The organism is Desulfobacterales bacterium, assembly GCA_029211065.1.
GTDB lineage: Bacteria > Desulfobacterota > Desulfobacteria > Desulfobacterales > JARGFK01 > JARGFK01.
Genome location: JARGFK010000067.1, coordinates 1 through 26,172, shown reverse-complemented (window position 1 = coordinate 26,172; position 26,172 = coordinate 1). Strand labels below are relative to the sequence as shown.

Here is a 26,172-nt window from a genome sequence, read left to right as displayed (position 1 = left end):
GCAACAGGGTGTCTTGGCTCCTCCATAACCGCATACTACACCATGTGGTCGGTTGAGTAAAGTGCATACCCACTTTTCAAATTAATAAAATTCACGATTGCTGCCTTGATGGTTGAAATCGAGATGCCCTGACAGTGTTATGATTGTGGTTTCAAATCGACAGAATCATTATCGGGATACCTGATGCCTATCACAGCAATCCCCGACCCTGTGATAAGAGAATAATATTTTGAATTGGTGATGGCTGGATTGGTCGGACGAACCTGGAATGGCTTACGTCAAAATACTTGCATGAACAACGAACTTGCACCTGCCGTACATGTCACACCGGGGAACTTCAGGATACTTTGCGCAAATATCTTCCGATTTTGGTACAATCTGGATTCGTTTGGATTAATCCTTAAATGGTAAAGCGATCTCTTCACGGAAACGCTCCGGGCCGAGAATGAACTTGGTCGTTTGAAACGATCCCATGACGGTTCCGATAACACCAGGGGCCATGACACTTTGCCCGGCGAGGAACAACCCTTCCACCGATGACCGGTTCAACAGGGATGCGCTCAACAGCTGGTCGCAGGATCGCAGAACACCGTAAGCTGAACCACCGGGGCTGTTGACCCAGTCCCGTATGGTCAGTGGAGTGTACACATCCAGCAGCCGGCAGTCTTTGAGCGGACCGAATATTTTCCCGGCCTCTAGGAGAAGGTTCTGCGCCTGTTCCTCTTTTGCTTCCATATAATCCCGACCCCGCTTTCCCGTGCGGGTGTTTTCCCATTTGCGCCAGAATTCAACCTTTCCGGAAGTGAGTATGGACAGGACGCTTTTTTCCCCCTGGCTGCGAAGCTGGTAATATCTCAGATCCGGAATATGGCCGTTTTTATCCCGGTCGATTTTAAAGATATTATGGGAGACTTCCGGATGGGCCGCTGCATCCAGCTGCGCATGTACGCACATGATGCTGTGGGTATCCTTCAATCCGGAGATGCGCTTTCGGTACAAGGGCCGTACCGCCGCATCCGGCAGCATCGCGAGCACCACCTTGGGATGGACCGCCCCCACCACCACGGGCGCTTCTATTTCCGTCCCTGAAACCAGTCTCACGCCGCGCACCCTGCGGGATTCCACCAGGATGCTTTCAACGCCGTCCCCGCAAAGGACCCGTCCGCCGAGGGTTTCCAGGCGTTTCACAAATGCATCCACCATCGAGACGCCTTTTTTGACGCGCCAGGAAGACATCAGGTAGCTGGCAAGGGCCGTGTTGTGGTAAAATGCCGGGCACTGGTCCGGCGGGACGCCGATCCAGCAGGAGGGAACACCCAGAACGCCTTTCAGCTCCGCAGAACATCCCAGGCGTGTCATGATGTCCCCAATGGCCTGAAATTGTTCCGGCTGGGCAAATCCCATTTCGTCCGAAAACAGGAAATCGAGTGAGTTTAAGTGTTGTTCAGCCTGACGCAAGAGCTGCATGATGCCGGTGATCTGCAGCTGCTGGTCCGGGAAGGCCGCTCTTAAATTTGCCTCATAGGCACCCAGGCCTTCGGGCAGGTCAAAGGTCAAATCATTGAAGATATACCGGTCGATGACGCCGGCGCGTCCCATCCGTTCCACGGCGATTTCCGATGAAACGCCCAGGAAATCGAAAAAGCGCCGCAATATCTGGCCGCTGCCCAGTGCGCCCAGGTAGTGGACGCCCACGGGACATTCCAGCCCCTTCCGGGTATAGCCGCGCATCATTCCCCCGGGATGTCGGTTTTTTTCCAGCACCGTCACCGTGAAGCCGGACTTGGCAAGGAGGATAGCGGTGGAAAGTCCGCCGATACCGGAGCCGATAACCACAACGTCCACTGGTCGGGATGAATCCATGCTCATTCTTCACCTTTTATACCTTTTATCAACCGGCCGTGTCTTTGCAGCATCAGGGTTCGCGCCCGGTCTGCAATCTCTGAAACCGAAAAATTTTGGTTGTCCGGCGCGAGGCGTCCGATCAGTTCGACGCGGACGGCATTGGGCACGCAGGTGCTGAACCGGAATCCGCCGGGAGGGAAAAGGACATCGGTATTTTGTATGAATATAACATAAATGGGCGCGTTGCAGTTTGCCGCGATTTTAAAGGCGCTTTTGTTGAACCGGCCGATCCGGCCGTCGCGGCTGCGGGTGCCTTCGGGAAAAATAAAAAGATTGCCGCCGGACGCCAGGTACGCGCCCATGTCCTCGATGCGCCTGATCATGTCCGGGTTTCCGTTCAGGGCCGACGGGATATACCCGGAGGTTTTGAGGATCCAGCCGAAAACGGGAAGCTTGAAAAACGTGCGTTTTACAATGGTCTTTTGCCGTGCAAACAGGGAAATCAGGAGGATGGGATCGAGATAGGAGACGTGGTTGCTCACGATGATTGCGGAACGGATCGATAAAACATCGTCTGCGACCTGAATCGACAGGCCCGGGGTGATCTTTTGCAACAGCCGGAAAAAAATTTTGAAAAACAAGTGATTCAGCTTCTGCCAGGCCCTTTCCCGGTTTCCGGAAAATACGAAGGCTGCCAGATAGGCGGGGGCAAAAAACAGCAAAAATCCCGGGATGTAATATGTCCAGCAGATCAGCGGGATGACAATATCGGCAACCGGTTTGAGGTGTTTGGGACGCATGCTTTGGTCCATCGAGATTTTCAGGGCCGGTCCGGAATCAATTCCTGCTTTTTGCCATCTCTTCCATATAGTCGTAGATATGGTTGATGGTCCGAATTCCCATGGCCTGTTTTTTTTCCTCCTGGGTGAGCTTAAAGCCCAGCAGATTCTCGATTTCCACCAGGAGTTCAATGGCATCGATGCTGTCAAATTCGTATTTTTCCCGCAAATCGTCGTCCGGCCCCGGATTTTCGATTTCGAAATTTTCCTCGAAAATCCTCAAAAGCTCAAGCTGTATCGTCTCACGCGTTAATGCCATTGTGGGTAACAAGGTCCTTGTTAAAAGAGTCGATGATATCTGGTGATATCTTATGAAAAACCGGGTCAGCGTCGAATCTGCCGAGGATGCGCGTAATTGTCCACCGCCACGGAATCGAAACTTAGAATAAAATTTCGGATAAAAGTCAAGGTTAAACCGGAAAACAACCTATTTTAAAAAGAGTTTACAAAAGCAGCGGAATGATTGCAAGCCCAAACAGGCTGCTAAATGGATCGGGGTTTTTTGCGCAGCAGTTTTTCCATTGAAACCCGCGTCGCCCAGCGCAAAAAAATCTTTGTGTAATCAGCCCCGGCAAGGACCATCCCCGCCAGGAAGACCAAATGGGACAGCCCGTAGAGGACGGGGCCGCCAACGGCAAGCCATAGCGGCCTGTTGAGATAAACAGATAACGCCCCCAGCGCGCCAATGGCCGGCCAGCCGATGATATAACTGAAACCGATGATCGCTATCCCCAGAACGGTCCGGACCGAGGGTTTCTGCTTAAAGGCATTTAAATCCGCCTTGTCCGCAATCGCCGCCCGGACATAATCGGTTTCAGCAATTCGTTTGATGAGGTTCATTCAGCGTGTCTCTATAAAATTGAGTTGAACTTTGCCGGTCAACCATGTAAACATTTTAAACGCCTGTTTCCCGGGGATTTAATTTTCTGTCAATTCCATCAACCGGCACCTGTTTGTTTTTAGATGAATTTTTCCAGGCAGGCAAGGGAAATTAAAGCAAGCCTGGAAGCTTGGCAGCTGGAAGGCGGGAAAGCTGGGAAGCTGGGGACGTTCAAAAGGAAAATCCCCTGCATCCAGGCAAAACCCGATGCGTTTCCGAACTTGAAACCCTTTCTCCTTTTGAATTGGGAAAAGAACCTAACCACTAAGTTCATGGCATGATGGAAACCTGCGCTTCTCCAAATTACTGGGACTATTTCGATAAAATATTTTGCATTACCCTGGCGGAACGTCCCGACAGGCAGGAAAGTGCCAAAATCCAATTCAGCAGGGTCGGGCTTGTCGATAGAGTGGAATTTTTTGTTGCCGACAGGCATCCCCATAATTGTGAACAGGGCATTTATGAATCCCATCTGACCTGCATCCAAAAAGGAATCGAGGCCGGCGCCGGCCGTATCGTCATATTCGAAGATGATGTCCTGTTTGACCGGTTCAGTCCGGCCGGGCTAAAAAGCTGCATCGATTTTTTGTCGCTGCATTCCGATTGGAATGCATTGTTTTTTGGATGTCTCGTTTCCGGCAGCAAAAGAACCTGGAATAAATCCGTACTCAAGGTGCGGTATCGCAGTTTATCCCATGCCTACGTTCTGAACCGCAAATTTGCAGAGGTTTTGGTTAAGCGGCCATGGCAGGGATTGGCATATGATGAATTTCTGGACTCTGTTAACGAAGCGTTTTACGCCAGCTATCCTTCTTTTGCTTTTCAGAGCAATTCCCCATCGGACAACAGCAAATATCTGCGATTGGATAAATTTCGTAGATTATGCGGCGGTCTGCAGCGAATTCAAAAAGGGAATGAATGGTTTTTTCACCACCTGACAGGCATCATCGCTTTTCATGTTATGCTTTTATTCTTTGGGATTCTATGGGTTTTCTGAATGAAATCGCCTTATTTTAGCCTGCCCCGGTTTCTTGTTGCGCTGTCAGTCGTTACGATTCTCTTTTGTATCGGTTTATACCGACTGGAAATTGATACCAATGTCGTGGAGCTTCTGCCCCAAAAAGACCCCGCCATTTCAGACGCCTTATATGTCTTGAAAAATCATCCGATGATGGACCAGCTGGTCATTGACGTCAGCCATCCATCCGGCGGCCCGGACCGCCTTGTTGAATATGGCACACAGATAGAAGAAAGATTAAGGGAAAGCGGGCTGTTTAATACCGTCGGGATGGAAGCGGTTCAACACCTGATGCCGGACCTGATGTCCTTTGTTTTAAGCAATCTACCGGTCATGTTCACAGAAAAAGAGCTTGCCGACAATATCGGGCCGATGCTGGAAACAGAACAAATCCGGAAGCGCCTGACAGAAATGCAACTGGCGCTGTTGAATCTGGAGGGGATCGGTCAGGCTGAATTCATTGAAAAAGATCCGTTGGGACTAAAAGATATCGTAATGGCCCGGCTGGCCGCCCTGGCCCCGTCACAAAATGCACGCATCTATCGGGGAAAACTCATATCCGCCGATGATAAACATCTCCTCGTCATTGCTACACCCAAATCTTCGGGTACGGACTCGCTCTTTGCCCGCAGGACAGATGCACTTCTGAAAAACATCACTCAAGACCTGAACCGGAATCCGTCCGCTTCGGGGGACGCGATTACCCTGACGCCGGTGGGCGCCTATCGGGCGGCGCTCGACAATGAGCAAATTGTCCGGCGGGATGTTAAAAAGGCCATTGCGTTCAGCACCATCGGGATTTCATTGCTGCTCCTCTTTGCATTTCCCAGGCCTTATATCGGGCTGTTGTCGCTTTTGCCGGCGGCGGCGGGAACCATGACGGCCTTCTTTATCTTTTCCCTGCTCAACAAATCCATTTCCATCATGGTGCTGGGTTTCGGCGGGGGAATCATATCGATTTCCGTCGATTTCGGAATTGCCTACCTGTTGTTTCTGGATCGCCCCCAGAGGACCAATGGCCGGGAAGCTTCACACGAGGTCTGGTCGTGCGGCCTGCTGGCGGCATTGACCACCGTCGGTGCTTTCGGGGCCCTTTGTTTCAGCGGCTTTCCGCTTTTCGAACAACTCGGTTTGTTTACGGCCCTGGGTATTTCATTTTCGTTTCTGTTTGTTCACACGGTTTTTCCCTTAATTTTTCCGGCCCTGCCGCCGGCTCGCTTGCGGCCCCTGCCGCTCCAGGGTTTTGTCAACAGGCTGGCCTTGTCGGGCAATAAGGGCGCCTGGGCCGCCCTTGCGTTTGCTTTATTCATGCTCTTTTTTGCAAAACCGACGTTCAACGTGGACCTCAGCTCCATGAACACCGTCAGCAAGGACACGGCGGCCGCTGAAAAACTGATGACAAGCGTGTGGGGGCAGGTTTTTAACAGGGTTTACCTGCTCATCAGGGGGGACAGCATCGATGAATTGCAGCAACAAGGGGACCGCCTGCTCCAAATGCTGGACCAGGACCTTGCGGCCGATACGTTATCGTCAAGGTTTGCTTCCGCGTTAATTTTTCCGGGCGAAGACCGGCGGCGGCAGAATTTGGCGGCCTGGAAAAGCTTTTGGAATACGGACAGAATTCACACGCTGAGCCGCAGCATGGAAAAGGTATCCGCTGAATTGGGATTTACGACCGATGCTTTCAGCCCTTTTTATCAGATTCTCAGAGATCCTCCCGATCTGGTGGGAAATACAGATATTTCTGAAAAATTTCTGGGCCTGATGAACATAACGAAAAGTCCGGACGGTGCCGACTGGGTTCAGGTTGTCACCGTGACGGCCGCTGATTCGCATGATGCCGAAAAATTTTACGCGCGATATAAAACATCGGGAAAAATTTTTGACCCCGTGCTTTTTTCTCAGCGCCTGGGGACGCTTTTATTTGCCACTTTTCTAAAAATGCTCCAGATCATCAGTATCAGCGTTGTCCTGCTCCTCTTATTATTCTTTCTCGACCTGAAGCTAACCCTGGCTGCTTTGCTGCCGATCGGTTTTGCATTCATCAGCACGCTGGGGACCTTAACCCTCATGGGCCGCCCCCTGGATATTCCGGGGTTAATGCTTTCGGTCATCATCATCGGAATGGGGATCGATTATTCTCTGTTTTTTATCGGCGCTTACCAACGCTATGCCGATCCCTTGCATCCGTCTTACGGGCTTATCCGCCTGGCGGTTTTCATGGCGTCCGCCTCGACCATCATCGGTTTTGGTATTTTATGTACGGCGGAGCACACCCTCTTGAGAAGCGCCGGGCTGACGTCCCTTTTGGGGATCGGGTATGCAGCGATCGGCGCTTTTGTGATCCTGCCGCCGGTATTAAACCATCTGGCCCGGCATCGGAAAATCAAAACCCCTAAAGCGGGAAACCACTCCAAAAGGGTTTTAAGGCGGTATCAATTTGCGCAATCCTATCCGCGCTTATTTGCCTATTTTAAAATGCGGTTTGACCCGATGTTTGCGGAACTGCCGGCGCTGATGGAATCGATTCGGGCGGTTCGCATCGTTATGGACATCGGCTGCGGATACGGGGTGCCGGCCTGCTGGCTTCTGGAGCGATTTCCGGAAGCGATGGTTTATGGCATTGACCCTGATCCCGAGCGGGTCAGGGTTACTTCCATGGCCGTCGGGGAAAACGGCGTTGTCACCACCGGCCGCGCCCCCGAGCTTCCCGGGGCGCCTGGGCCGGCTGATCTGGTGATGATGCTGGACATGCTCCACTATATCACTGATGATGAATTTCGGATCACACTGCAACGGCTGAAGGTTGCTCTGGCGCCGAATGGAAGCCTGATTATTCGCGCGGCCCTGCCGCCAAAGGAAAGACTGTCCCGGGCCCGGGCCTGGTGGATTGAGGGTTTAAAAAATAAAATCTCCGGAATGAAATGTTATTATCGATCCATGGATGAAATTGCGACGATAATCCAATCGGCCGGGTATACAATCGAACGCTCCCTTCCCTCCGGATCCAACGGAGATCTGGTTTGGGTTGAGGTAAAACCGGTTAAAAATCTGCTAAAATGAAAACGATCCATTCAGCGCATCACTCCCTGTCTCTGGCCGAACGGGTCGGTCTGTCGGCATTGACGGGAGCGGGCCTGCTGTTATTTTTCGATGTGCGCCTGTCCGTGCTGATTCTGGCAGGTTTCTTCATCCTTTGCATCGCCGCCCCCTTTTTCCCCCGTTTCAGTTTTTATCTCCCGATCATCAGCCGGGGGACGCCGGACAAGAAAGCGGTCGCCCTTACTTTTGATGATGGTCCGGACCCGCTGTCAACCCTGCCGTTATTGGATCTGCTTCGAAAGCACCGGGCACCGGCGACTTTTTTTGTCACCGGGCGGAAAGCAGCCGAGCATCCTGAAATAATGAAAGCCATTTTAGATCAAGGTCATTCCGTCGGCAACCATTCTTACACCCATAATAACCTGGTGATGTTCAGAAGCTGCAAAACCATCATCAGGGAAATTGAGGCTGCCCAGAATGTGCTGAACGATTTCGGCGTACTGGCGCTGGCTTTCCGTCCACCGGTGGGCATTACCGGCCCCAGGCTCGGTCCGGCCCTGGTGAAAACAGACCGGTATATCGTCAATTTCAGTTGCCGCGCCCTTGACGGCGGGAACCGATGGATTAAGGGGCTTTCAAAAAAAATTCTGAAGCAAGTCGGACCGGGCGATATTGTGCTTCTCCATGATGTCCGTCCGCATCCCCCATATGCTTTGAACGACTGGCTGAAAGAGATGGAGCTGATCCTGACCGGCATAAACGACAAGGGGCTTTCGGTTTGGCCGCTGGCTCAGATTATCGGCCGGCCGGTGATGGTAACACGGGATTGGAATGATGGAATGATGCAATAATTTTGTCTGATTTCAACAACGTATACAAATTCGAGATGTGTGAGACCTTATGAGAATCGTACTCGTACACCCCACCGGGTCAAACTGGGTGCCCGGCAAAAAAGATATTACCGCAACGGCCAACCGAATGGCGCCGCTGGGTCTTTTGTCCATTGCCGCCTGGATGGAGCAGGAAGGAAATGAGGTGTTTGTCCATGACTGCTTAGGGCCGCGGATGTTCAAAAACAACGCGGCGCATGCCGAAGCCATCCTGAGCCATCAGCCCGACATGGTGGGATTTTCCGCGACAACTTCCGGTTTTCTGGACGGCTATGAGCTGGCTGAGCGGATTAAAACCGCCCGGCCCGGGATTCAAATCGTTTTCGGCGGCGTTCACGTTTCATCCATGGGCGCGGCGCTGTTAACAGATTTTAGCCATATCGATTTTCTTTGCCAGGGCGAGGGCGAAGTGACGCTGGCGGAATTGGCGTCGGGCAAGCCGCCGAAAGACATCGACGGCCTGATCTGGAGAGACGACGGCCGGCCGGTGATTAATCCGCCGCGATCCGTTTTCCCGGATCTGGATAGTCTCCCCTTTCCTTCCTACGACAAACTGGAGGGATTCCCCAGGGGATATCACCTGCCGCTTTTCAGTTTTATTCGGGGTCCCGGGGCCACCATGGTTACCAGCCGGGGCTGCCAGTTCCAATGCTCCTACTGTGACCGTTCGGTCTTTAAAAGGGGTTACCGGTTTAATTCGGCCGAATACATCTATGCGCACATGCGACATCTGCGCAAACAATTCGGTGTTCGCCATATCAACATTTATGATGATCTTTTCACGGCCAATCGGCGACGCACGATGGACCTGTGCGAACGGTTGATCCGAAAACCGTTGGGAATGCAGTTCAACTGTGCGATCCGCGTCGGTCAGACGGACGACGAATTGCTGAAAATTTTAAAAAAAGCCGGCTGCCTGATGCTTTCGCTGGGCATTGAAACCGGAGATCCGGAGCTGCTGGAATTTCATAAACCGGGCGTGCAGGCGGATGACATACGCGCTACCGTAAGGCAAATTCAGGCCAACCACCTCAGGGTTAAAGGCCTCTTCATGATGGGCCTTCCCGGTGAAAACGAAGAATCGATTAAAAAAACAAGTGATTATGTAATGTCGCTGGATCTTGATGACATGAACATGTCCAAATTTACCCCTTTTCACGGGGCGCCGATCTGGCCGCGGATCTCGGAATTTGGAATGTTTGAAGAGGACTGGAAAAAGATGAACTGCATTAATTTTGTATTCCTTCCCAAAGGGATCGATTCCATGGAAAAACTCGATCAGCTTTACAATAAGCATGTCAAACGCTTTTATACCTCTCCCCGGTGGCGTCGCAAATTCATGAAACGGCTCTGGCAGCACCGCAACAGCCTTTTGTATCTTGCGGCGCACTTCCCTTCATTTTTGGCTGCCAAACGAAATTTTGAACCGGATCCGGATGTTCAGTAGAAATTGAGAAAGCGAACTATTCATTGGGCTATCCGGGGCGTATTCGTAAAAACCAGCGCTCCGGGATGTTTTCAACCACGCTAAGGCCTGGCCGGAGGGCCTTAAGCAGCTTCCATGCATTTTTGGACGAGCGCGGTGATGTCTTCTATCTCTGTTCGGCCCAGGAAGATACGACCGGTTCGATCCAGATGAACCGGGCCATAGGCGCAAGCCTTTTTTTCCGGAAACTTTTCCAGTAGAAGAAAGACCGCACCGGGCGATAAATTTTTATCCAAACCCGGCAGGGGCGGGGTGTTCAGGTCGCACACCCCGCACAGCATTTTATCGGCTTCTCCGGCGGCCATGCTTTCCAGCGCCAGCCCGAGACAGGCCCGCCCCAAAGGACCCGGTGCGTTGATGACGAAGGTTGCTCCGGTGAGCCCGAATCGGATGGCGGCTTCTCCCAGAAACGTACTGGGGAGTGTATATGAAAATAAAGCCGGGCTGGCGCCGATTCCGTTTTGAGACGTTACGGTTTTAAAGTAATCCATATCCGTATGAAGGCAGCCATATTCGGTGGAGACAATGATGCCGATATTACGTTTTTCAGTCCAACGGTCTAAATTTGCATCTTTAAGGGCAAGGGCAACGGCCACCAGCCCCAGTCGCGAATAGGCATCCATTCTTCTGAAATACGGATAGGGCGCGCTGAAAACGGATTCAACCTTAATATCCGGCAGTCTGCCGTTTTGCATGGCAAAGCTGTCGCGCTCTTTTGCGCAGCCCATTCCGCTTGCGGTCACCCATCCGATTCCGGTAATCTGTACAGGGATCATGGCGTTATTTTTCCAGAATGAGGGCGGCATTAACGCCGCCGAAGCCTGAATTGGTCGTCAGTAAATATCTGCCGGCAAATGCCGTCGGTTCTTTTTGAACCCTGCCGACGGCCTCATCCATGGGCGCATCCAGACCGACCGTCGGTGGCAAGACCTGCGCCTTTAAGCTCTGCAGCCCCACGGCAACCTCAATCCCGCCGGCAGCGGCAAGGGTATGGCCGATAGCCCCCTTGATGGAATATGCCGGAACCGGTCGTTTGCCGAAAACCTGGCGGAAAGCGGTCATCTCCATCAGGTCGTTAAAAATGGTGCCGGTGCCATGGGCGCAGACGGCGGAGATATCATCAGCCTGTTTTCCCGACATTCTCAGCGCCCGGGCGATGGACTGGACCAGGCCGTAACCCGTCTGGGCCGGGGCAGTGATATGGGTGGCATCATTGGCAACGCCCCAGCCGATTACTTTTCCAAGGGGTTTCCGGTTTTTTTTCAGGGCCGCGTTCGGACTCATAATTACCAGGGCGGCCGCGCCTTCACCCAGGGACAACCCGTTCCGGTTGCGATCAAAAGGCCGGCACGGAACCGGCGACAGGGCCTTCAGGGCCGAAAATCCGGAAAAAACAAATTCCGTAAGGATATCGGCGCAGCAAACCAACACGGCATCGGCCCTTCCGGATGCGACCATCGCTGCAGCCCGGGCAACAGCGATGGTCGAGGATGCACAGGCCGCACTGATATTGAAACCCCCATGGGTTAAATTGAGTTTTTGTGCAACGGCTGTCACCGGAGACGAAAGCAGAACCTCACGGATATCAGCCGGAAAGTTTTTTTGATTTTTTTCCAATGCATCAATACCGGCTTTGGTTGTTGCCGTTATCAGAAAAGTATCCGGCGCAACAGAACCCAGCGAGGAAGCCAACCGGTCCATAAGGGAATGCATCAGGGATTGGCCGCTGCAGGCGCGCAGGTCTTCAATACAAGCGGCCATGCCGGCGGTGTAATTGTTCGTCCGAAAACGGTTAACAGGCCTGATGGCACTTTCGCAATTCATAAGTTTCCGCCACAGCAGGCCCAGACCGTCCCCGAGGCCGGTGATGGTGACGGCTTCGGTTATGACCGGAACGATTGCACCCGCCGCTTTGGTCAATGGTGAAGAAACTAAATCCGATTCAAAGTTTGGCACGAAACTACCTGCGTTTGTCAAAAAAGCGTCCGACCAGAAAAACAACCGCGTTGACGCCCCGGTTTTCGCTGTTTAAGTCACCGTTTGAGAGATGGTTGAGTCGAACTGCTGCAAAATAGGAATCACCGGCGTTTCTGTTAAATTCCATGCCGATGCCAATCACGGGGTTAAAGTTAAAGCGCGAGCCCTGGGTTTTTCCGGGAGGTTCAGGATCGGTGACCTGAAAATCGGTATATGCCAGGCCGATACCGCCTTCCAGGAAAGGCGTCAGGCGTCTTCCGGCCAGGAAATCGAGCCTATAATGGGCCAACATGGAAAGAGAAGCCATGAAACGGGTTTTTGGCGCGTAGGCGGCCCCTGCAGCGCCTTCGATTTTGAACTTCATGGATTCCGGCGTCAAGTCCCGCCAGATGGGGTCATAATCCCAGAAGGCCACGCCTGCGACCTTGAAAAAGTGAATATCCGTCACCGGATCAAAGGTTTTTCCCCAGACCCCCGCCATTCCATAGCGGGAGGGGCCGGGATCTGGCAACCTGCTTTGGGCTGATGAAATTTCCGGAACCGATAAAGCGGTCATGAAAATAAGGATAGCCGCAATTGATCGGACTGCTTTAAACTGTATTGTCATTTGGTTCCATCATAAGCAAATGGTTCATTCAAAAAAATCAAGCTGTTTAATGGGCTTTACGGTGTTGGTATTGTATTTTATCCTACAATGGGTTAATTTATTTATCATTATGCATACCGTTGATTGGATTATTTTACAATTACGGAATGTTTGGAAATTCGAATTTTTTTATAGATGAGGCGCGTGGCATGAAACTGATAAAGATAGCAGCGATTATCCTGGCGATCACGATTTCTTTAAATTTGGCAGTCAATGCCCATGCCGGGCTATGGACGGATTTTAAGGAAGGGTGGCGCAAATTTTATGGTAAATTTAAAAAAGATGTTAAGTCGTCCGGTGAGGCTGCAAAAAAAGATTCCAAAAATTTTGGAAAAGATATCGTTAAAGACGCACGCAAAGCCGGTGCTGATATTAAGCAGGACGCAAAAAAAATGGGGGATGCCATCGGCAAGGGGGCTAAATCGGCGACAAAAGAAATAAAAAACGCATTTAAAAAGACCAAAGAAAAACTGGAATAATTTATAATAACCGAGACTTGAACGGACAAGCGGCCCCTAAAATTCTGCGGTTTTGATTCCATTTCTTATTGTAAGTTATTTCAGGGGGCGGGGAGTTTTGTTTCAAATGCCTATGGGGAGAGCCCTTGTCACTTCAGCATTTGTCTCCGGGCTGACAGGACAACGTTTGAAAAACTCTCCGACCCCCCAAGTTATTTAGCAACGGATTTTTTTAGGATAGGATGACGGAGAAGCGGGCGCCGAAAGGCCAGAAATAATGAAGCGCCCCGCAGCTTGCTGCGGGGCATCAAAGCGGAATTGCACCGTAGCTTTAACCCGCCTACGCTCAGTTGAGCTTCGGCGCGGTTCACCGCGCCTTTCATCCCTGCTGCCCCGATAAACCGGGATCTTCGACAAGCAGCAGGGTATTCAGGCGAAGGCGAATAAACCCGTGAGGAAAGCGAAAGGAGTGTATACATGAAGGCAACGAACCCATCACTGACGGCGCGTCCGGCATGGAAGGCTCTCGCCTCCCATTACGAAAACGTTCGGGACGTGCATCTCCGCAAGCTTTTCGCAGAGGATCCCAAGCGCGGCGCGCGTCTGACGGTGGAGGCCGCGGGCGTTTTTCTCGATTACTCGAAGAATCGCATCACGGACGAAACCCTCAATCTCCTTCTGCAACTGGCCGGGGAATGCGGCCTGCGCCGGCGTATCGACGCCATGTTCCGGGGCGACAAGATCAACATCACGGAAAACCGTACTGTCCTGCACGTGGCCCTGCGCATGCCGAAAGGGGCGTCCATCGTCGTTGACGGCGAGAACGTGGTGCCCCAGGTTCACGCCGTGCTGGACAAGATGACAGACTTTTCAGACAGGGTTCGGAGCGGTGCATGGAAAGGCCACACCGGAAAACGCATCCGCAGCGTGGTCAACATCGGCATCGGCGGTTCCGACCTCGGGCCGGTGATGGCTTACGAGGCGCTCAAGTTCTACAGCGACCGGACGATGACCTTCCGGTTCGTTTCCAATATCGACGGCACAGACTTCGCGGAAGCGACCCGCGACCTCGATCCCGCAGAAACGCTTTTCATCATCTCCTCCAAGACCTTTACAACCCAGGAGACGATGACCAACGCCCAAAGCGCGCGCGACTGGCTGCTGCGAGCCTTCGACCAGGATGTCAAGGCCGTGGCCAGGCATTTCGTCGCCGTTTCGACCAATGCCGCCAAGGTTGCCGAGTTCGGCATCGACACGGCCAACATGTTCGGCTTCTGGGACTGGGTCGGCGGACGGTATTCGATGGATTCGGCCATCGGCCTTTCGGCCATGCTGGCTATCGGCCCGGCCAATTTCCGCGCCCTGTTAGACGGGTTTCACCAGATGGACGCGCACTTCCACACCGCCCCCTTCGATAAAAACCTTCCGGTCTTGATGGGACTCCTGGGGGTCTGGTACGTCAACTTTTTCGGCGCTCAGACCGTCGCTGTTCTGCCTTATGAACAGTACCTGAAGCGATTTCCGGCCTACCTGCAGCAGTTGACGATGGAGAGCAACGGCAAACACGTTACCCTCGATGGGTCCGGGGTCGGCTGCGATACGGGCCCAATCTATTGGGGCGAACCGGGGACCAACGGCCAGCACTCCTTCTACCAGCTGATTCATCAAGGGACCCGGCTCATCCCTTGTGACTTCATCGCCTTTGCCGAGGCGCTCAACCCGCTTGGGCGGCACCATGACATCCTGCTGGCCAACGTCTTCGCCCAATCCGAAGCGCTGGCCTTCGGCAAGACCTCCGAGAAAGTGAAGGCGGAAGGCACACCCGATTGGCTCGTCCCGCACCGGGTCTTTGACGGCAATCGCCCGTCCAACACCATCCTCGCCGAGCGGCTTACGCCCGAAACCCTCGGCAAGCTTGTGGCGCTATACGAACACGCTGTTTTTACCCAGGGGGTTATCTGGAACATCAATTCCTTCGACCAGTGGGGCGTGGAGCTGGGCAAAGTGCTGGCCCAGCGCATCATCCCGGAGCTGGAAAATCCGAAGGCGCCCGCGCTCGGGCATGACAGCTCGACAAACAATCTGATCCGGCGCTACCGAAAAGCTAAGGGGAAGTTATGAAAACTTTCGGCGTTGGCTCGCCTTGCACTGGTTTTTGACATAAATGGGGAGGCGTTCATGCGCATGGAAATGCTTTTAAATGCCGAAGCCGTCGCGAAGAAAGCAGCGGCGGCCATCGCAAAAGAAGCCCGGTCGGCGGTTGCCGGGCGCGGCCGCTTTTTTATGGCGGTGAGCGGCGGGAAAACGCCGTGGATCATGCTCCGTGCCCTGGCCGATGAAGCGGTTCCCTGGAAACAGGTCCATATTGTGCAGGTCGATGAACGTGTTGCGCCGGCGGGACATGCGGATCGGAACCTGACGCACCTGCGGGAAACCCTTCTCGAATACGCCCCGCTGCGCGAAGAGCAGATATACGCCATGCCGGTGGAAGCACCTGACCTGGCGGCTGCGGCCGCACGCTATGCCCGGACGCTTCGGGAAATCGCGGGAATGCCTATCGTGCTTGACCTGGCACACCTGGGCCTTGGGCCCGACGGGCACACGGCGTCCCTGGTGCCCGGGGATCCGGCGCTGGATGTCACCGACCGCGACGTCGTCGCTACAGCGGTTTACCAGGGACGGCAGCGGATGACCTTGACCTATCCGCTGCTCAATCGTTCGCGGAATATTTTGTGGGTCGTGACGGGAGCTGAAAAAGCTCCCATGCTCAAGCGACTGCTTGACGGCGATGCCGCTATTCCGGCCGGACGCATCCGCCGGGATTCGGCTTTGATCCTGATGGACCGCGCCGCCGCAGGAGAAGGGGCGCAGAAATAATTATGGTGTCGGAAAGACTGCTGGCGCTGGCCGAAACTTATGGGAGGTGTTGAAGATGAACAGGAGACCAATTACATGATTCTGGCCGGAGACATCGGCGGGACCAATGCCCGCCTGGCGATTATCGAAACTGTGGATGGGCGTTTCCGCTTTCTTGCGGAAGAAACCTTCGCGAGTCGTGAAGAGCCGAGTCTTGAAAGCGTTCTTGGAAAATTCTTGATGAATCCCGCCTGGCCCATCACAAAAGCTTGCCTGGGGATTGCCGGTTCTGTCCGGGATGGCCGCTGTGAAGCTACCAATTTGCCATGGGTGATCGATTCACAAGTGGTCGCACGACAGCTCAACATCGCCCGGGTTAAACTGATCAATGACCTGGAGGCCCAGGCATACGGAATTGCGGCGATAGAGACCAAAGACTTTGAAGTCCTCAATCAGGGCAATCATGACGCCCGGGGAAATCAAGCCGTCATCTCTGCCGGCACGGGCCTTGGCGAAGCCGTTCTCTTCTGGGACGGCGGGGAATACAGACCGTTTGCATCGGAGGGGGGGCATGCCGATTTTGCGCCCCGGAATCACCTTGAAATGGAGCTATTGAACTATCTGCTTAAGCGGCATTCACGCGTAAGCGTCGAACGTTTGGTTTCCGGCCAGGGGCTGGCTAACATTTATCAATTTTTTAAGGACAAGGGAGGCGTTAAAGAACCGGCCTGGCTTGCGGATGAGATGCGCCAAAAAGACCCCCCGGCTGTTATTTCGGAGAACGCCCTTAATGGGAAAAGTTCGCTTTGCATGGCCGCCCTCGATCTCTTTGCCGCCCTCTACGGAGCAGAGGCCGGAAATCTGGCGTTAAAGGTCATGGCAACAGGAGGGGTCTATCTCGGCGGCGGAATCGCACCTAAAATCGTCGCGAAGTTAAGGGAACCGGTTTTTATGAACGCTTTTACAGCCAAGGGGCGAATGAAGCCCCTGCTTCAGGCGATGCCGGTTCGGGTGATCCTGAATCCCAAGGTCGCTTTGATCGGTGCGGCCCGTCATGCCATGCAGGAGTGAGGAATCGACAGCGGGATCAAGCTGGTTAAAAAAACGCTGCAGCGCTGTGGACTTCGCGAGAGCTTTCTCCTCCGGTTTGGGGTGTTGTCGATAAAAGGGAACCTGCAAATACGAGAGTTTTACCTTAAATGGGTTTGCCGTATTAAACCCGATGGGATTCCGTGAAACCGAAGATCCATACGGTGTCGCCGTTAAGATTGAAGAACCCTGCATTCCCGCCATGGCGGGACGGGGAATGCGCTTGCTGTTACGGTTCAAGATTGCGTTTGTCAATCGCAACGTTTATGGAATGAAAAAAATACAAGACAACGATACGTTCTTGAATGCAATTTCTTTTTGACTTTCGCCGTATTTTTTAATATTCTATAGACCACTTACTTCGACGTATCCGACTCACATTCATCTCACGAAAATTGTTGTTCTTTCCGCCCTCTCTGCTCTGCCTGCATATCCTTACGGGTCATTTTTTACCACCCTTATTGAAAAAGGAGGTCGCATGGATAAACAACTTAAACTATGCGGGTAACGCCCTGCAGACGCGTCCGAATTCTGCAGGGTGAAGATCGTCCTGGCAAAAACGGGTTTGTTAAAATGGAATTTTAATCAGGAGGTCTCTCAACAAAAGGAGGGAATATGTATAAAAAGATTATGGTTCCATTAGACGGTTCAGAGTTGGCCGAGTGTGTCCTGCCGCAAGTGGAGACCTTTATTTCAGGCTGCCGGGTGAGCACCCTTGTATTTGTCCGGGTAATTGAGTCGGCATCTCTGACGTATAGAGGTGCATATGTGACCAGCAAAGAAGATTTGGAAAAAATCGAAACCAATACAAAGAAGGTCGAGGAGGAGCGGAAAAATAGCGCGGCTGAATATCTGAAGGGAGTGGCGAGTCGACTCAAGCAGGATGGGGTGAAATATCAAACAGAGGTCATTTCCGGAAAAGTGGCTGAAAGCCTTGTGGATTATGTTGAGGCAAACGGTGTCGATTTGATCATCATTGCAACCCATGGACGCTCCGGCGTCAGCCGCTGGGTGCGGGGAAGTATTGCCGATCGTGTCCTGCGGGCATCCCGGGTGCCGGTTCTGATGGTACGGGCGCCCGGAACCATTGGTGAAAGCAGGGTTTAGTTTCTTCTTAATAAGAACGGAGCAAGGCTTCTTGCCCTTGTTCCGTTCTTTATTTGGGGAAGAGACGCAACAATCAGCAAAGGTCTCTATGCTGGGATCATAAAATCTTTACGATACCCCTTGTCTTTGACAAATTTCACAACGAAATTTCGAATATGGACCATTGAATTTTCATCCTTGAAATTTCGTTTTGCCACTGCGTTGGTCTTAAGAATCATCTCGTCCGGATCATCGGGCAGGGTATCCGGCTGTTCATAAATCCAGACAAAGATTTCCTGCAAGTCCTTTTCTGTTTCGCAATCACATTCACAGCAGACAGCGAACTCCCCAACCATAACCACCGGACCGACATCATCCATCCAGTATACCGGTTGGTTGGGAAACAGCTCAGGCGTCAACGGAATCATGGCCATGGTGATTACCTCTTTCATGCAAGATTTAAAAAAAACTTTATCAAGACTGGCCGAAACTTGCAAGAACTTTTAAAGCCGCCAAAGCCGGGTCACCCAAGCCAATCTGTTGATGTCCCACGCTGCTCCTGCCATTAGGAAGGAAAACTGTCAATTGATAGGGTGTCCCCGGATTTAAAGAATATTCAAGTATTGAACAGATATACTCCCCGGCCGGCCCGCTTAATGAGTTTTTCCTTGTTTGCTCTGTAAAGCACATTCCGGATTTGTTTGCCATCACAACCGGTCTTTTGTTTCAGGGCGGCAACGTCAACCCCTTTTTTTGATTGCCTGATGATGGCAAGAATCCGGGCTGTGAGGGTGTCCGCCGGAATTTTCTTTTTAACGGGGGATTTTGGGGCCGGTGTTTTTAGAGGGGGTATGGCGGCCGCCGGTTTTCCGGCTTTTTTAAATCCGGTCTTCTGAGAAGATGTCCGTCCTGTCTTTTTATTTGACCGCTCCTTTTGCCGGGGTGTTTTTTTGGCAGCCGCGGACTTCTTTGGTTGGGTTGGTTTTCGGGAAGCTTTTTCAGAAGTTGTTGCAAAATCAAGATCCACAGGTTCTTCCATATCAATACCGAACAGGCCGGCCAGATCCGGTTCGGCAATCATTCGGGCGCTTGTTTCCCTCGCTTTTTTCAGCAACCGGCGACTCTGGTCTTTAACAGCCTGCTGAATCAGATCATCCATATTGACTTTGCGCAGTTCGAAAAACAGGCCGGGATTTACATCCAGCCGGCTCCCGATTCCATACAGAGTGGCAGCCACGTGTTTGCACATATAAGCCCAGTCCGGGCAACTGCAATTAAATTCAATCTCCTGCGGGGAGGGGAACAGCCCCTGTCCCCGGGCCGTAAATATTTCGCCCAGGGCTTTGGGAAACTTCCCGTCCAACAGCTCCGGCAGGGAATCCAGCTTGCCGGCACAGGCCGCCTCCATCTTTTGCCAGATGTTTTTCGTTATTTCCCTTATCTGGATAATGACCATGTAAGGCTTTACCCTGGTACCCTGCACCAGCGCTTTGACCTGGCCGGGACGGATCTGAAGATCGAGCACGGCGCCATGACGCACATAGCTGCGCCCGCGGCCGATGCGGTTGCTGTAATCCGCATACCGTTCCAGATTGAGATTCCATGATTTCCCCCACCATGTTTTTGCAATCGCCGATCCTTCGATAATAATCGGCTGTAGCTGCGGATTCTTCTTTCTGAGTTTTGCCAAGCTTCCGGCGGCTTTTGCTTTTTTTTCCGCAACTGAGACATACCGTGGATAGCCCCAATATCTCATCGTTCACCTTTCAATTTATCATAAAGAGAGTTTAAACAGATCCAGCAATTCATCATTTTTCATTTCGGTTATCCAGGACTCTCCGCCGGCGGCAATGATATCCTGCGTCAGGCGGGCTTTTTCTTCCAGCATCATATCAATGCGCTCTTCAATCGTTCCCCTGGTCAGAAACTTGTGAACCACCACATTCTTTTTCTGCCCGATTCTAAAAGCCCGGTCGGTGGCCTGATTTTCAACCGCTGGATTCCACCAGCGGTCAAAATGAACGACATGATTGGCTTCCGTCAAATTCAATCCAACCCCGCCGGCCTTTAGAGACAGCACCATGAACGGAACATAGGCCGGACTTTGAAACTGTTCAATGATTTTTTTTCTTTTATCAACCGGGACGCTTCCGTGCAATATCAAACCGCTGCATTTAAAAATACCTTCCATAAATTCGGCCAGCGGTTGGGTAATTTCTTTAAATTGGGTAAATACCAGAACTTTTTCTCTTTTTTCATAGATGGTTTCACAGATTTCCCTGAGTCTTGAAAACTTTCCGCTCTCTTTTTCATCAAATCCGCCGGTTCCCAGATATTGATCCGGATGATTGCAAAGCTGTTTGAATTTCATCAGGGATGCCAGAATGACTCCCCTGCGCTGAATACCGTCGGTGCGGGCAATCACTTCTTTTATCTCGCCGGTTAAGTTTTTGTACAGCAGGATCTGTTTATGGCTCAAGGAAGCATAGGTTTTCATTTCAATCTTGTCCGGCAAATCGGATATGATCGACTTATCGGTTTTCAGCCGTCTTAAGATATAAGGTCGAATCAGCTTGCGCAGTCCGGCATACCCGGTCGGATCAGCGCTTAAATCTTTTGAAAACTGCTTGAATTCTGAGCTGTTTCCCAAAAGCCCGGGATTTAAAAAATCAAACAGGGACCACAGGTCCGACAGTCGGTTTTCAATGGGGGTTCCGGTCATGATGATGCGGTTGCGGCCGGCGAGCTTTTTGACGGCTTTCGTCTGCTTGGTTCCCGGGTTTTTGATGGCCTGGGCTTCGTCTAAAATGATGTAATTCCATGAATGGGCTTGCAGACGGCTGTATTTTTGAACCAGACCATAGGTTGTGATGATCAGATCAAAGGCATTCAGCGGCTGCAAGTCTATCGGCGCGGCGCCTGCCCCTGAATTTGCTCCGGGATGAGCCACAAGATACTTCAGGTCAGGCGCAAAACGTTCGATTTCATTGACCCAGTTGGAAATGAGCGAAGCCGGAACGACCAGCAGATTGGCCTGGGGAGGAGGCGTTGATTTTTTCAACCCGAACTTTAAGATATGTAAAAAAGCGAGGACCTGTACGGTCTTGCCCAGCCCCATATCGTCGGCCAGGCAGGCGCCAAAGCAAAGGGAGTGTAAAAAAAGCAGCCAGTCCACTCCTTTCTGCTGATATTTCCTGAGGGTGGCCCTAAACGCCCGTCCAGGTTTCAGCGAGGCAATCAGATCGGGGTTGAGCAATTTTTTTATGACGGATTCAAGCCATTTTCCATTCGAAACGCTGCAGTTTATTTCAGCAGCCGGCATATCGAGCAGCTTTTCCGGTTTCAGTTGCAGGCGCAAGGCATCCTGCAAACTCAGGCCCTGTTCCGTCATCATTTTTTTTGCTCGTTCGTAGGCCGCCAGGGTCTGTTGCAGTTTTTCAGGATCTACCGCCACCCACCTGTTTTTTATGAATGCGAGTCCTTCCGACTCCTGCAGGAGCTGCATGGCCTCTTCCTCTGAAATTTCACTATCCCCAAGAACCAGCCGTACATCGAAATTCAACAACGCATCCATACCGATAAAAGACGGCATCTTGTTGCCGACATTGATAGTTAATCCGATCTTTGACGGCGCGCCTTTCCACCAGTTTGGAATGCGACATAAAATACCACAGGCTTCGTAGGCCGAAACCTCCTTTAAAAATGAAAAAGCCTCGGCGGCTGACCAAGCCAGAGGGTGAAACAGTTCTCCGCTGTTGAGAAGACCGGTTAAAAAGGCGCTTTGTCCAGCCGCCGAATGAACGGTTGCCAGCAGTTCCAGCAATTTGCCTTTTTCATTTTCATATTCTTTTAAAGCATATTTAAGCGGCAGGTGTTTTGATTTCCCCTGGTTATTCAGGCGGGTTGAATAGGTGGCCAGAAAGGCAAAAGGGCGGTTTTCATCTTTATTTTCCACCAGATGAAAAAATACCCGGCCTACCAGATGCACATCCGGGCTGTAGGTGCGGATAAATTCTGCAACACGGCCCTTAAAGGATTTAATCGCCTGGGCAAAGGCCGCGTTCAGTTCTGACCATATCGTTTCAAGCAAGTCTGCGTTGATGTATTCGGCGCCCGTCATCAGGGGCGCGCTGTCGGAGAATTTATTAAACAAACCGTCGGCAGCAACGATGGTTGCTCTATGGCGAAGCGTCTCCAATTCAGGCGTTCGGCTGAGTTCCCGGACAAACTGCCCGGCGAAATTTTGCCAGTATTCAAGGGAAGGCGTCAGCTGGATCTGTTTATCACAGAAACCTAAATATAGAAGGCCGGCACCGGTACCGATCATAAATCTTTTGAAAATTTCTTCTTGAAGCAAGCGGCTGCTTTTATTGAGCGGTTGCGCGGTTTCAATCCATTCCGTCTGAAGTGCACCGCTTGGCATCACCACAATATTCAGTTCTCGGTTCATAATTGGAACAGCTCTTTTCTCATGCCCAGGCATATTCAAATGCCCTGTTATCATTCTTTTTTTCTATACCCTTGCATGTTTTTTATGCACCTTTAAGGTTAAGCACATGCATACAATTGAATTGATTATTTTACAATGAAATCGTCGCCTGGAAGTTTGATGGCAAGAGCTCTTGTGGCGTAATTGGTTTTTCAGACATATCCACTGTTTTGAAAACAGCTAATATCCTGAGGGTTTGCCAGTATATCTGGAACGATCATTTTAAATGAGATAACTGATCCATTTAAAATTGTTTTTTCTTGACGATAAATGATCCCATCAGTATATTCAGTTCACTCAAACACACATTATGGTATTCCAAGGTCGCAAGACTTTATTTCATCAGTTATTTCGGCCTGAAATCCGTTTTTATCCTCATCAGTATGAATGGGATATGTATTGAATGCCGGATGATACGAACACTTCTGGGATCAGAGACAACTACCTCCATGGTTCTGCAGGAGATTTTGTCTCAGGCTCTATTGCCCCAGGGGTAAAATTATCGTTTGTTTCAGCCTATTTTACGATCCATGCCTTTGACGCCTTGCGTAACGAGTTGGAGACCATCCAATCCCTTCGTTTCCTGTTTGGTGAACCCCGGTTTGTACGCAACCTTGACCGTGAGAACAAACAGTCGCGTCGGTACAACCTTACAGAACAGGGGCTATTCCTGGGCAACCAGCTGTTTCAGCGCCGGTTGGCAAAAGATTGCGCCGACTGGATTCGCCGCAAAGTTGAAATCCGCTCAATAACCCGCACCTCATTTCTGCATGGAAAACTTTATCACGTCCAAGATGGGAAAGTCGCCCATGCTCTGGTCGGCAGTTCCAACTTTACCGTTCCCGGTTTAGGCCTTAACCCGAACGGCGGCAATATAGAACTTAATCTCGTCGTAGCTGACGACCGTGACCGCAATGCACTTCTAACGTGGTTTGATAGTTTATGGAACAATACCGAAATTGTTGAGGATGTCAAAGAAACCGTATTAAAGGAACTGTCCCGGCTTTACGATAACCAATCCCCTCAATTTATCTACTATCTGACGCTTTTTAACATTTTCAGGGAGTTTATAGAAGGCACCCGTGATATTGACGAGTCTCTGCGACAAACGGCGATCCCGGATACCCATATCTGGCAAACTCTCTTCTCCTTTCAGAAGGACGGAGCAAAAGCGGCAATCAATAAAATTCTTGCCTATAACGGCTGTATCCTTGCAGATAGCGTAGGTCTCGGAAAAACCTTCACCGCCCTTGCAGTTATCAAGTTTTTTGAACTTCGTAATGAACGTGTTCTGGTGCTATGTCCGAAAAAGTTGCGCCGCAACTGGACAGTGTATCGTTCCAACAGCTCTCTCAACCCGTTCCTTGCGGATCGGTTCCGTTATGACGTGCTTTCCCACACGGATCTTTCCCGTGATAGGGGAGATGTTGATGGAATTGATCTTGGCACATTGAACTGGGGAAATTACGATCTGGTTGTCATTGATGAATCCCACAATTTCCGCAACAACGCCTTGGCCCGCCAGCGTCCCGGCGAACAGCCGCGACAAAGTCGATACGAGCGGTTGATGAAGGACATAATTACATCCGGCGTCCGCACAAAGGTTCTCCTGCTGTCTGCCACACCCGTAAACAATCAGCTTGCCGACCTTCGCAACCAGATATCCTTTATAGCGGGCGGCGACGTGGCCAGAGATGACCGGGCCGACACGGCTTTTACCGAATCCCTTGGCATCGAGTCCATACGGGAAACAAGCCGAAAGGCTCAAACACAATTTACTAATTGGGCCAAAAAACCGGCAAGAGAGCGTAAGACCCGCGATCTGCTTTCTGCCTTGGGCGGCGATTTTTTCAAACTTCTCGACGGTCTCAGCATTGCCCGCTCCCGCAGTCAGATTGCCAGTTACTATAAGGAAGAGATGACGCGACTTGGAGGATTCCCCAAGCGGACTGTTCCGCGCTCACTGCATCCTCCGATAGACCTGCAACAGCGCTTTCTGTCGTTCGAACAGCTAAATTCGGAGATCAGCGCCCTCAATCTGGCTCTTTATCATCCCACGGCTAAACTGAGGGAAGATCTTCCTGAAGCGATACGAACCATGTACCTTGACACGATTTTGGGCGCATTCACTCAAGAAGGCCGCGAACGAATTTTGATCGCCATGATGAAGGTCAATTTTCTCAAGCGCCTTGAAAGTTCGGTGGATTCCTTCCGCTTGACCCTGCAGCGAACCATCGACAAAATTGACCGCCTCGAAGAGCGAATTTTCGCCTTTGAAAAACATATCGATGAAAATCCGGAAGTAGACTATGACGCTTTGACTCCGGATCAGTTCGAAGATCCTGATTTTGACAACGAAGAGTTCACCATCGGCGGTAAGCGACGCATTCATCTGGGGCATCTCAAACTGCCTGAGTGGTTAAAAGAGGTTCGACAGGACCGGGTCCAGCTCCAGTTTCTTCTGGAAAAGACCGCAGCTGTAAAACCTGACCGGGACGGCAAGCTGGCGGAACTGCGCACGCTCATCGAAAGGAAGGTGAAAGAACCTACGGGTAATCGCGATGGAAAGACCAACCGCAAGGCACTGGTCTTTACCGCCTTTGCTGATACCGCTCATTACCTTTATGACCAACTGGCAATGTGGGCGCAAGAACGACTCGGTATCCACACGGCGCTTATCGTCGGCGACGGCAGTAATCACACTTCGCTGGGAAATGCCGACTACGATGACATCCTGACCAATTTTTCGCCATTATCCAAATCACGGGCGGCCCAACCCCGATTTCCTCAGACAGAGGAGATCGATCTTCTCATTGCCACAGACTGCATCTCCGAAGGCCAGAATCTCCAAGATTGCGACCTGCTTATAAATTTCGACATCCACTGGAATCCTGTCAGGATTATTCAGCGTTTCGGCCGTATAGACCGGATCGGTTCACGAAACCATGAGGTCCATCTGGTCAATTTCTGGCCTGTTGCCGATCTTGACCGATATTTAAACGTCAAACATCGTGTGGAGGCCCGTATGGCGCTGGTTGACCTGGCTGCCACCCAGACGGACAATCTGCTAAATCCCGGCCAGCTTGAGGAGTTGATCAAAGAAGACCTTTTGTTCAGAGACCGGCAATTGAAACGGCTTAAAAACGAAGTTCTTGACCTGGAAGATTTTGACGACGCCGTTTCGCTTACCGATTTTTCTCTCGACGAATTCCGTCTTGACCTGCTTCAATTTTTAGAATCGCGCCGGGCTGAGCTGGAAGAGGCCGGTACGGGCCTCTATGCCGTTGTTCCTCCGAGAACGGATATTCCCGCCTGCCGTCCGGGAGTCATATTCTGCTTGCGTCATGGCAAGGACGGAGGCATCCAGTCATATCCGGGCGAAAGTGCGCCGCGCCCCTCGGATTCCGCTCATATTAATCCGCTTGCTCCTCATTATCTGGTTTATGTCCATGATGACGGAACGGTTCGTTTTTCCTTTGCACAACCCAAAGAGTCACTCCTCCTGCTGCGCGGCATTGCCGCCGGAGAGACGGTCCCTTTAATTCAGTTGTGCGACCGATTTGACGCCGAC

20 protein-coding genes are annotated in these 26,172 nt (G+C 51.6%); 10 read left to right on the top strand and 10 right to left on the bottom strand.

Translation table 11 applies throughout. The annotated features are described in order from the left end of the window. Window positions 1–393: 393 nt before the first annotated feature. The 4 genes from P1P89_14815 to P1P89_14800 form a co-directional block, all read right to left on the bottom strand. Window positions 394–1,863: an NAD(P)/FAD-dependent oxidoreductase gene (locus tag P1P89_14815; protein MDF1592787.1), complete on the bottom strand. Its 1,470-nt coding sequence runs from the start codon at window positions 1,861–1,863 to the stop codon at window positions 394–396. Window positions 1,864–1,865: 2 nt separating this feature from the next. Further along, complete coding sequence (locus P1P89_14810) at window positions 1,866–2,645, bottom strand: lysophospholipid acyltransferase family protein (protein ID MDF1592786.1); 780 nt, start codon at window positions 2,643–2,645, stop codon at window positions 1,866–1,868. Window positions 2,646–2,682: 37 nt separating this feature from the next. Further along, window positions 2,683–2,943 (bottom strand): phosphopantetheine-binding protein, encoded by a 261-nt coding sequence (locus tag P1P89_14805; GenBank protein ID MDF1592785.1) that lies wholly within the window; start codon window positions 2,941–2,943, stop codon window positions 2,683–2,685. 224 nt (window positions 2,944–3,167) lie between these two features. Beyond that, window positions 3,168–3,524 carry a hypothetical protein gene (locus P1P89_14800; GenBank protein MDF1592784.1) on the bottom strand — a complete coding sequence of 119 codons (357 nt, stop codon included), beginning with the start codon at window positions 3,522–3,524 and terminating at the stop codon, window positions 3,168–3,170. Window positions 3,525–3,841: 317 nt separating this feature from the next. On the opposite strand from P1P89_14800, the gene P1P89_14795 reads away from it, so the two are divergent. From P1P89_14795 to P1P89_14780, 4 genes are read left to right on the top strand one after another with little or no spacing between them, the layout of a single operon-like run. Further along, complete coding sequence (locus P1P89_14795) at window positions 3,842–4,561, top strand: glycosyltransferase (GenBank protein ID MDF1592783.1); 720 nt, start codon at window positions 3,842–3,844, stop codon at window positions 4,559–4,561. Beyond that, on the top strand, window positions 4,562–7,645 hold the full coding sequence (locus tag P1P89_14790) for an MMPL family transporter (GenBank protein ID MDF1592782.1): 3,084 nt from the start codon (window positions 4,562–4,564) through the stop codon (window positions 7,643–7,645). It abuts the gene before it with no gap. Beyond that, window positions 7,642–8,475 carry a polysaccharide deacetylase family protein gene (locus tag P1P89_14785; GenBank protein MDF1592781.1) on the top strand — a complete coding sequence of 278 codons (834 nt, stop codon included), beginning with the start codon at window positions 7,642–7,644 and terminating at the stop codon, window positions 8,473–8,475. The genes P1P89_14790 and P1P89_14785 overlap by 4 nt, the downstream gene beginning before the upstream one ends. 49 nt (window positions 8,476–8,524) lie before the next feature. Further along, a complete protein-coding gene (locus tag P1P89_14780) occupies window positions 8,525–9,961 on the top strand; it encodes a radical SAM protein (GenBank protein ID MDF1592780.1) in 1,437 nt (478 codons plus the stop codon). A gap of 101 nt (window positions 9,962–10,062) precedes the next feature. On the opposite strand, the gene P1P89_14775 is transcribed toward P1P89_14780, so the two are convergent. The 3 genes from P1P89_14775 to P1P89_14765 are packed head-to-tail and all read right to left on the bottom strand — an operon-like array spanning window position 10,063 to window position 12,584. Further along, the gene (locus tag P1P89_14775) at window positions 10,063–10,776 is read right to left on the bottom strand and encodes a beta-ketoacyl synthase N-terminal-like domain-containing protein (GenBank protein ID MDF1592779.1); all 714 of its coding nucleotides are present in this window, start codon (window positions 10,774–10,776) and stop codon (window positions 10,063–10,065) included. A 4-nt stretch (window positions 10,777–10,780) separates the two neighbouring features. Beyond that, entirely contained in the window at window positions 10,781–11,956 is a 1,176-nt protein-coding gene (locus tag P1P89_14770) for a beta-ketoacyl synthase N-terminal-like domain-containing protein (GenBank protein ID MDF1592778.1), read from the bottom strand. A 4-nt stretch (window positions 11,957–11,960) separates the two neighbouring features. Further along, a complete protein-coding gene (locus P1P89_14765; GenBank protein ID MDF1592777.1) occupies window positions 11,961–12,584 on the bottom strand; it encodes an acyloxyacyl hydrolase in 624 nt (207 codons plus the stop codon). Window positions 12,585–12,772: 188 nt separating this feature from the next. Between P1P89_14765 and P1P89_14760 the strand changes: the two genes are divergently transcribed. The 5 genes from P1P89_14760 (at window position 12,773) to P1P89_14740 (ending at window position 18,133) form a co-directional block, all read left to right on the top strand. Continuing rightward, complete coding sequence (locus P1P89_14760; protein ID MDF1592776.1) at window positions 12,773–13,102, top strand: hypothetical protein; 330 nt, start codon at window positions 12,773–12,775, stop codon at window positions 13,100–13,102. Window positions 13,103–13,558: 456 nt separating this feature from the next. After that, complete coding sequence (pgi, locus tag P1P89_14755) at window positions 13,559–15,202, top strand: glucose-6-phosphate isomerase (protein MDF1592775.1); 1,644 nt, start codon at window positions 13,559–13,561, stop codon at window positions 15,200–15,202. Window positions 15,203–15,259: 57 nt separating this feature from the next. After that, window positions 15,260–15,958 (top strand): 6-phosphogluconolactonase, encoded by a 699-nt coding sequence (gene pgl / locus P1P89_14750; GenBank protein ID MDF1592774.1) that lies wholly within the window; start codon window positions 15,260–15,262, stop codon window positions 15,956–15,958. A gap of 39 nt (window positions 15,959–15,997) precedes the next feature. Next, window positions 15,998–17,008, top strand: coding sequence for a glucokinase (locus tag P1P89_14745; protein ID MDF1592773.1), 1,011 nt, complete (start codon window positions 15,998–16,000; stop codon window positions 17,006–17,008). 633 nt (window positions 17,009–17,641) lie between these two features. Beyond that, the gene (locus tag P1P89_14740; GenBank protein ID MDF1592772.1) at window positions 17,642–18,133 is read left to right on the top strand and encodes a universal stress protein; all 492 of its coding nucleotides are present in this window, start codon (window positions 17,642–17,644) and stop codon (window positions 18,131–18,133) included. Between the two features lie 86 nt (window positions 18,134–18,219). On the opposite strand, the gene P1P89_14735 is transcribed toward P1P89_14740, so the two are convergent. From P1P89_14735 to P1P89_14725, 3 genes are all read right to left on the bottom strand, one after another. Next, window positions 18,220–18,546: a hypothetical protein gene (locus P1P89_14735; protein ID MDF1592771.1), complete on the bottom strand. Its 327-nt coding sequence runs from the start codon at window positions 18,544–18,546 to the stop codon at window positions 18,220–18,222. A gap of 182 nt (window positions 18,547–18,728) precedes the next feature. After that, on the bottom strand, window positions 18,729–19,868 hold the full coding sequence (locus P1P89_14730; protein ID MDF1592770.1) for a hypothetical protein: 1,140 nt from the start codon (window positions 19,866–19,868) through the stop codon (window positions 18,729–18,731). A gap of 18 nt (window positions 19,869–19,886) precedes the next feature. Beyond that, window positions 19,887–22,562, bottom strand: coding sequence for a DEAD/DEAH box helicase (locus tag P1P89_14725; protein ID MDF1592769.1), 2,676 nt, complete (start codon window positions 22,560–22,562; stop codon window positions 19,887–19,889). 442 nt (window positions 22,563–23,004) lie between these two features. On the opposite strand from P1P89_14725, the gene P1P89_14720 reads away from it, so the two are divergent. Then, a partial coding sequence (locus P1P89_14720) for a helicase-related protein (protein MDF1592768.1) occupies window positions 23,005–26,172 on the top strand: 3,168 nt, incomplete at its 3' end.

What these genes read in the sequence shown, in the direction of transcription:
- P1P89_14805 (MDF1592785.1), bottom strand. Translation starts at nt 2,943, where the DNA reads ATGGCATTAACGCGTGAGACGATACAGCTTGAGCTTTTGAGGATTTTC.
- P1P89_14785 (MDF1592781.1), top strand. Translation starts at nt 7,642, where the DNA reads ATGAAAACGATCCATTCAGCGCATCACTCCCTGTCTCTGGCCGAACGG.
- P1P89_14780 (MDF1592780.1), top strand. Translation starts at nt 8,525, where the DNA reads ATGAGAATCGTACTCGTACACCCCACCGGGTCAAACTGGGTGCCCGGC.
- P1P89_14795 (MDF1592783.1), top strand. Translation starts at nt 3,842, where the DNA reads ATGATGGAAACCTGCGCTTCTCCAAATTACTGGGACTATTTCGATAAA.
- P1P89_14775 (MDF1592779.1), bottom strand. Translation starts at nt 10,776, where the DNA reads ATGATCCCTGTACAGATTACCGGAATCGGATGGGTGACCGCAAGCGGA.
- P1P89_14815 (MDF1592787.1), bottom strand. Translation starts at nt 1,863, where the DNA reads ATGGATTCATCCCGACCAGTGGACGTTGTGGTTATCGGCTCCGGTATC.
- P1P89_14760 (MDF1592776.1), top strand. Translation starts at nt 12,773, where the DNA reads ATGAAACTGATAAAGATAGCAGCGATTATCCTGGCGATCACGATTTCT.
- pgl (MDF1592774.1), top strand. Translation starts at nt 15,260, where the DNA reads ATGCGCATGGAAATGCTTTTAAATGCCGAAGCCGTCGCGAAGAAAGCA.
- pgi (MDF1592775.1), top strand. Translation starts at nt 13,559, where the DNA reads ATGAAGGCAACGAACCCATCACTGACGGCGCGTCCGGCATGGAAGGCT.
- P1P89_14740 (MDF1592772.1), top strand. Translation starts at nt 17,642, where the DNA reads ATGTATAAAAAGATTATGGTTCCATTAGACGGTTCAGAGTTGGCCGAG.
- P1P89_14725 (MDF1592769.1), bottom strand. Translation starts at nt 22,562, where the DNA reads ATGAACCGAGAACTGAATATTGTGGTGATGCCAAGCGGTGCACTTCAG.
- P1P89_14800 (MDF1592784.1), bottom strand. Translation starts at nt 3,524, where the DNA reads ATGAACCTCATCAAACGAATTGCTGAAACCGATTATGTCCGGGCGGCG.
- P1P89_14765 (MDF1592777.1), bottom strand. Translation starts at nt 12,584, where the DNA reads ATGACAATACAGTTTAAAGCAGTCCGATCAATTGCGGCTATCCTTATT.
- P1P89_14735 (MDF1592771.1), bottom strand. Translation starts at nt 18,546, where the DNA reads ATGGCCATGATTCCGTTGACGCCTGAGCTGTTTCCCAACCAACCGGTA.
- P1P89_14730 (MDF1592770.1), bottom strand. Translation starts at nt 19,868, where the DNA reads ATGAGATATTGGGGCTATCCACGGTATGTCTCAGTTGCGGAAAAAAAA.
- P1P89_14790 (MDF1592782.1), top strand. Translation starts at nt 4,562, where the DNA reads ATGAAATCGCCTTATTTTAGCCTGCCCCGGTTTCTTGTTGCGCTGTCA.
- P1P89_14745 (MDF1592773.1), top strand. Translation starts at nt 15,998, where the DNA reads ATGGGAGGTGTTGAAGATGAACAGGAGACCAATTACATGATTCTGGCC.
- P1P89_14810 (MDF1592786.1), bottom strand. Translation starts at nt 2,645, where the DNA reads ATGCGTCCCAAACACCTCAAACCGGTTGCCGATATTGTCATCCCGCTG.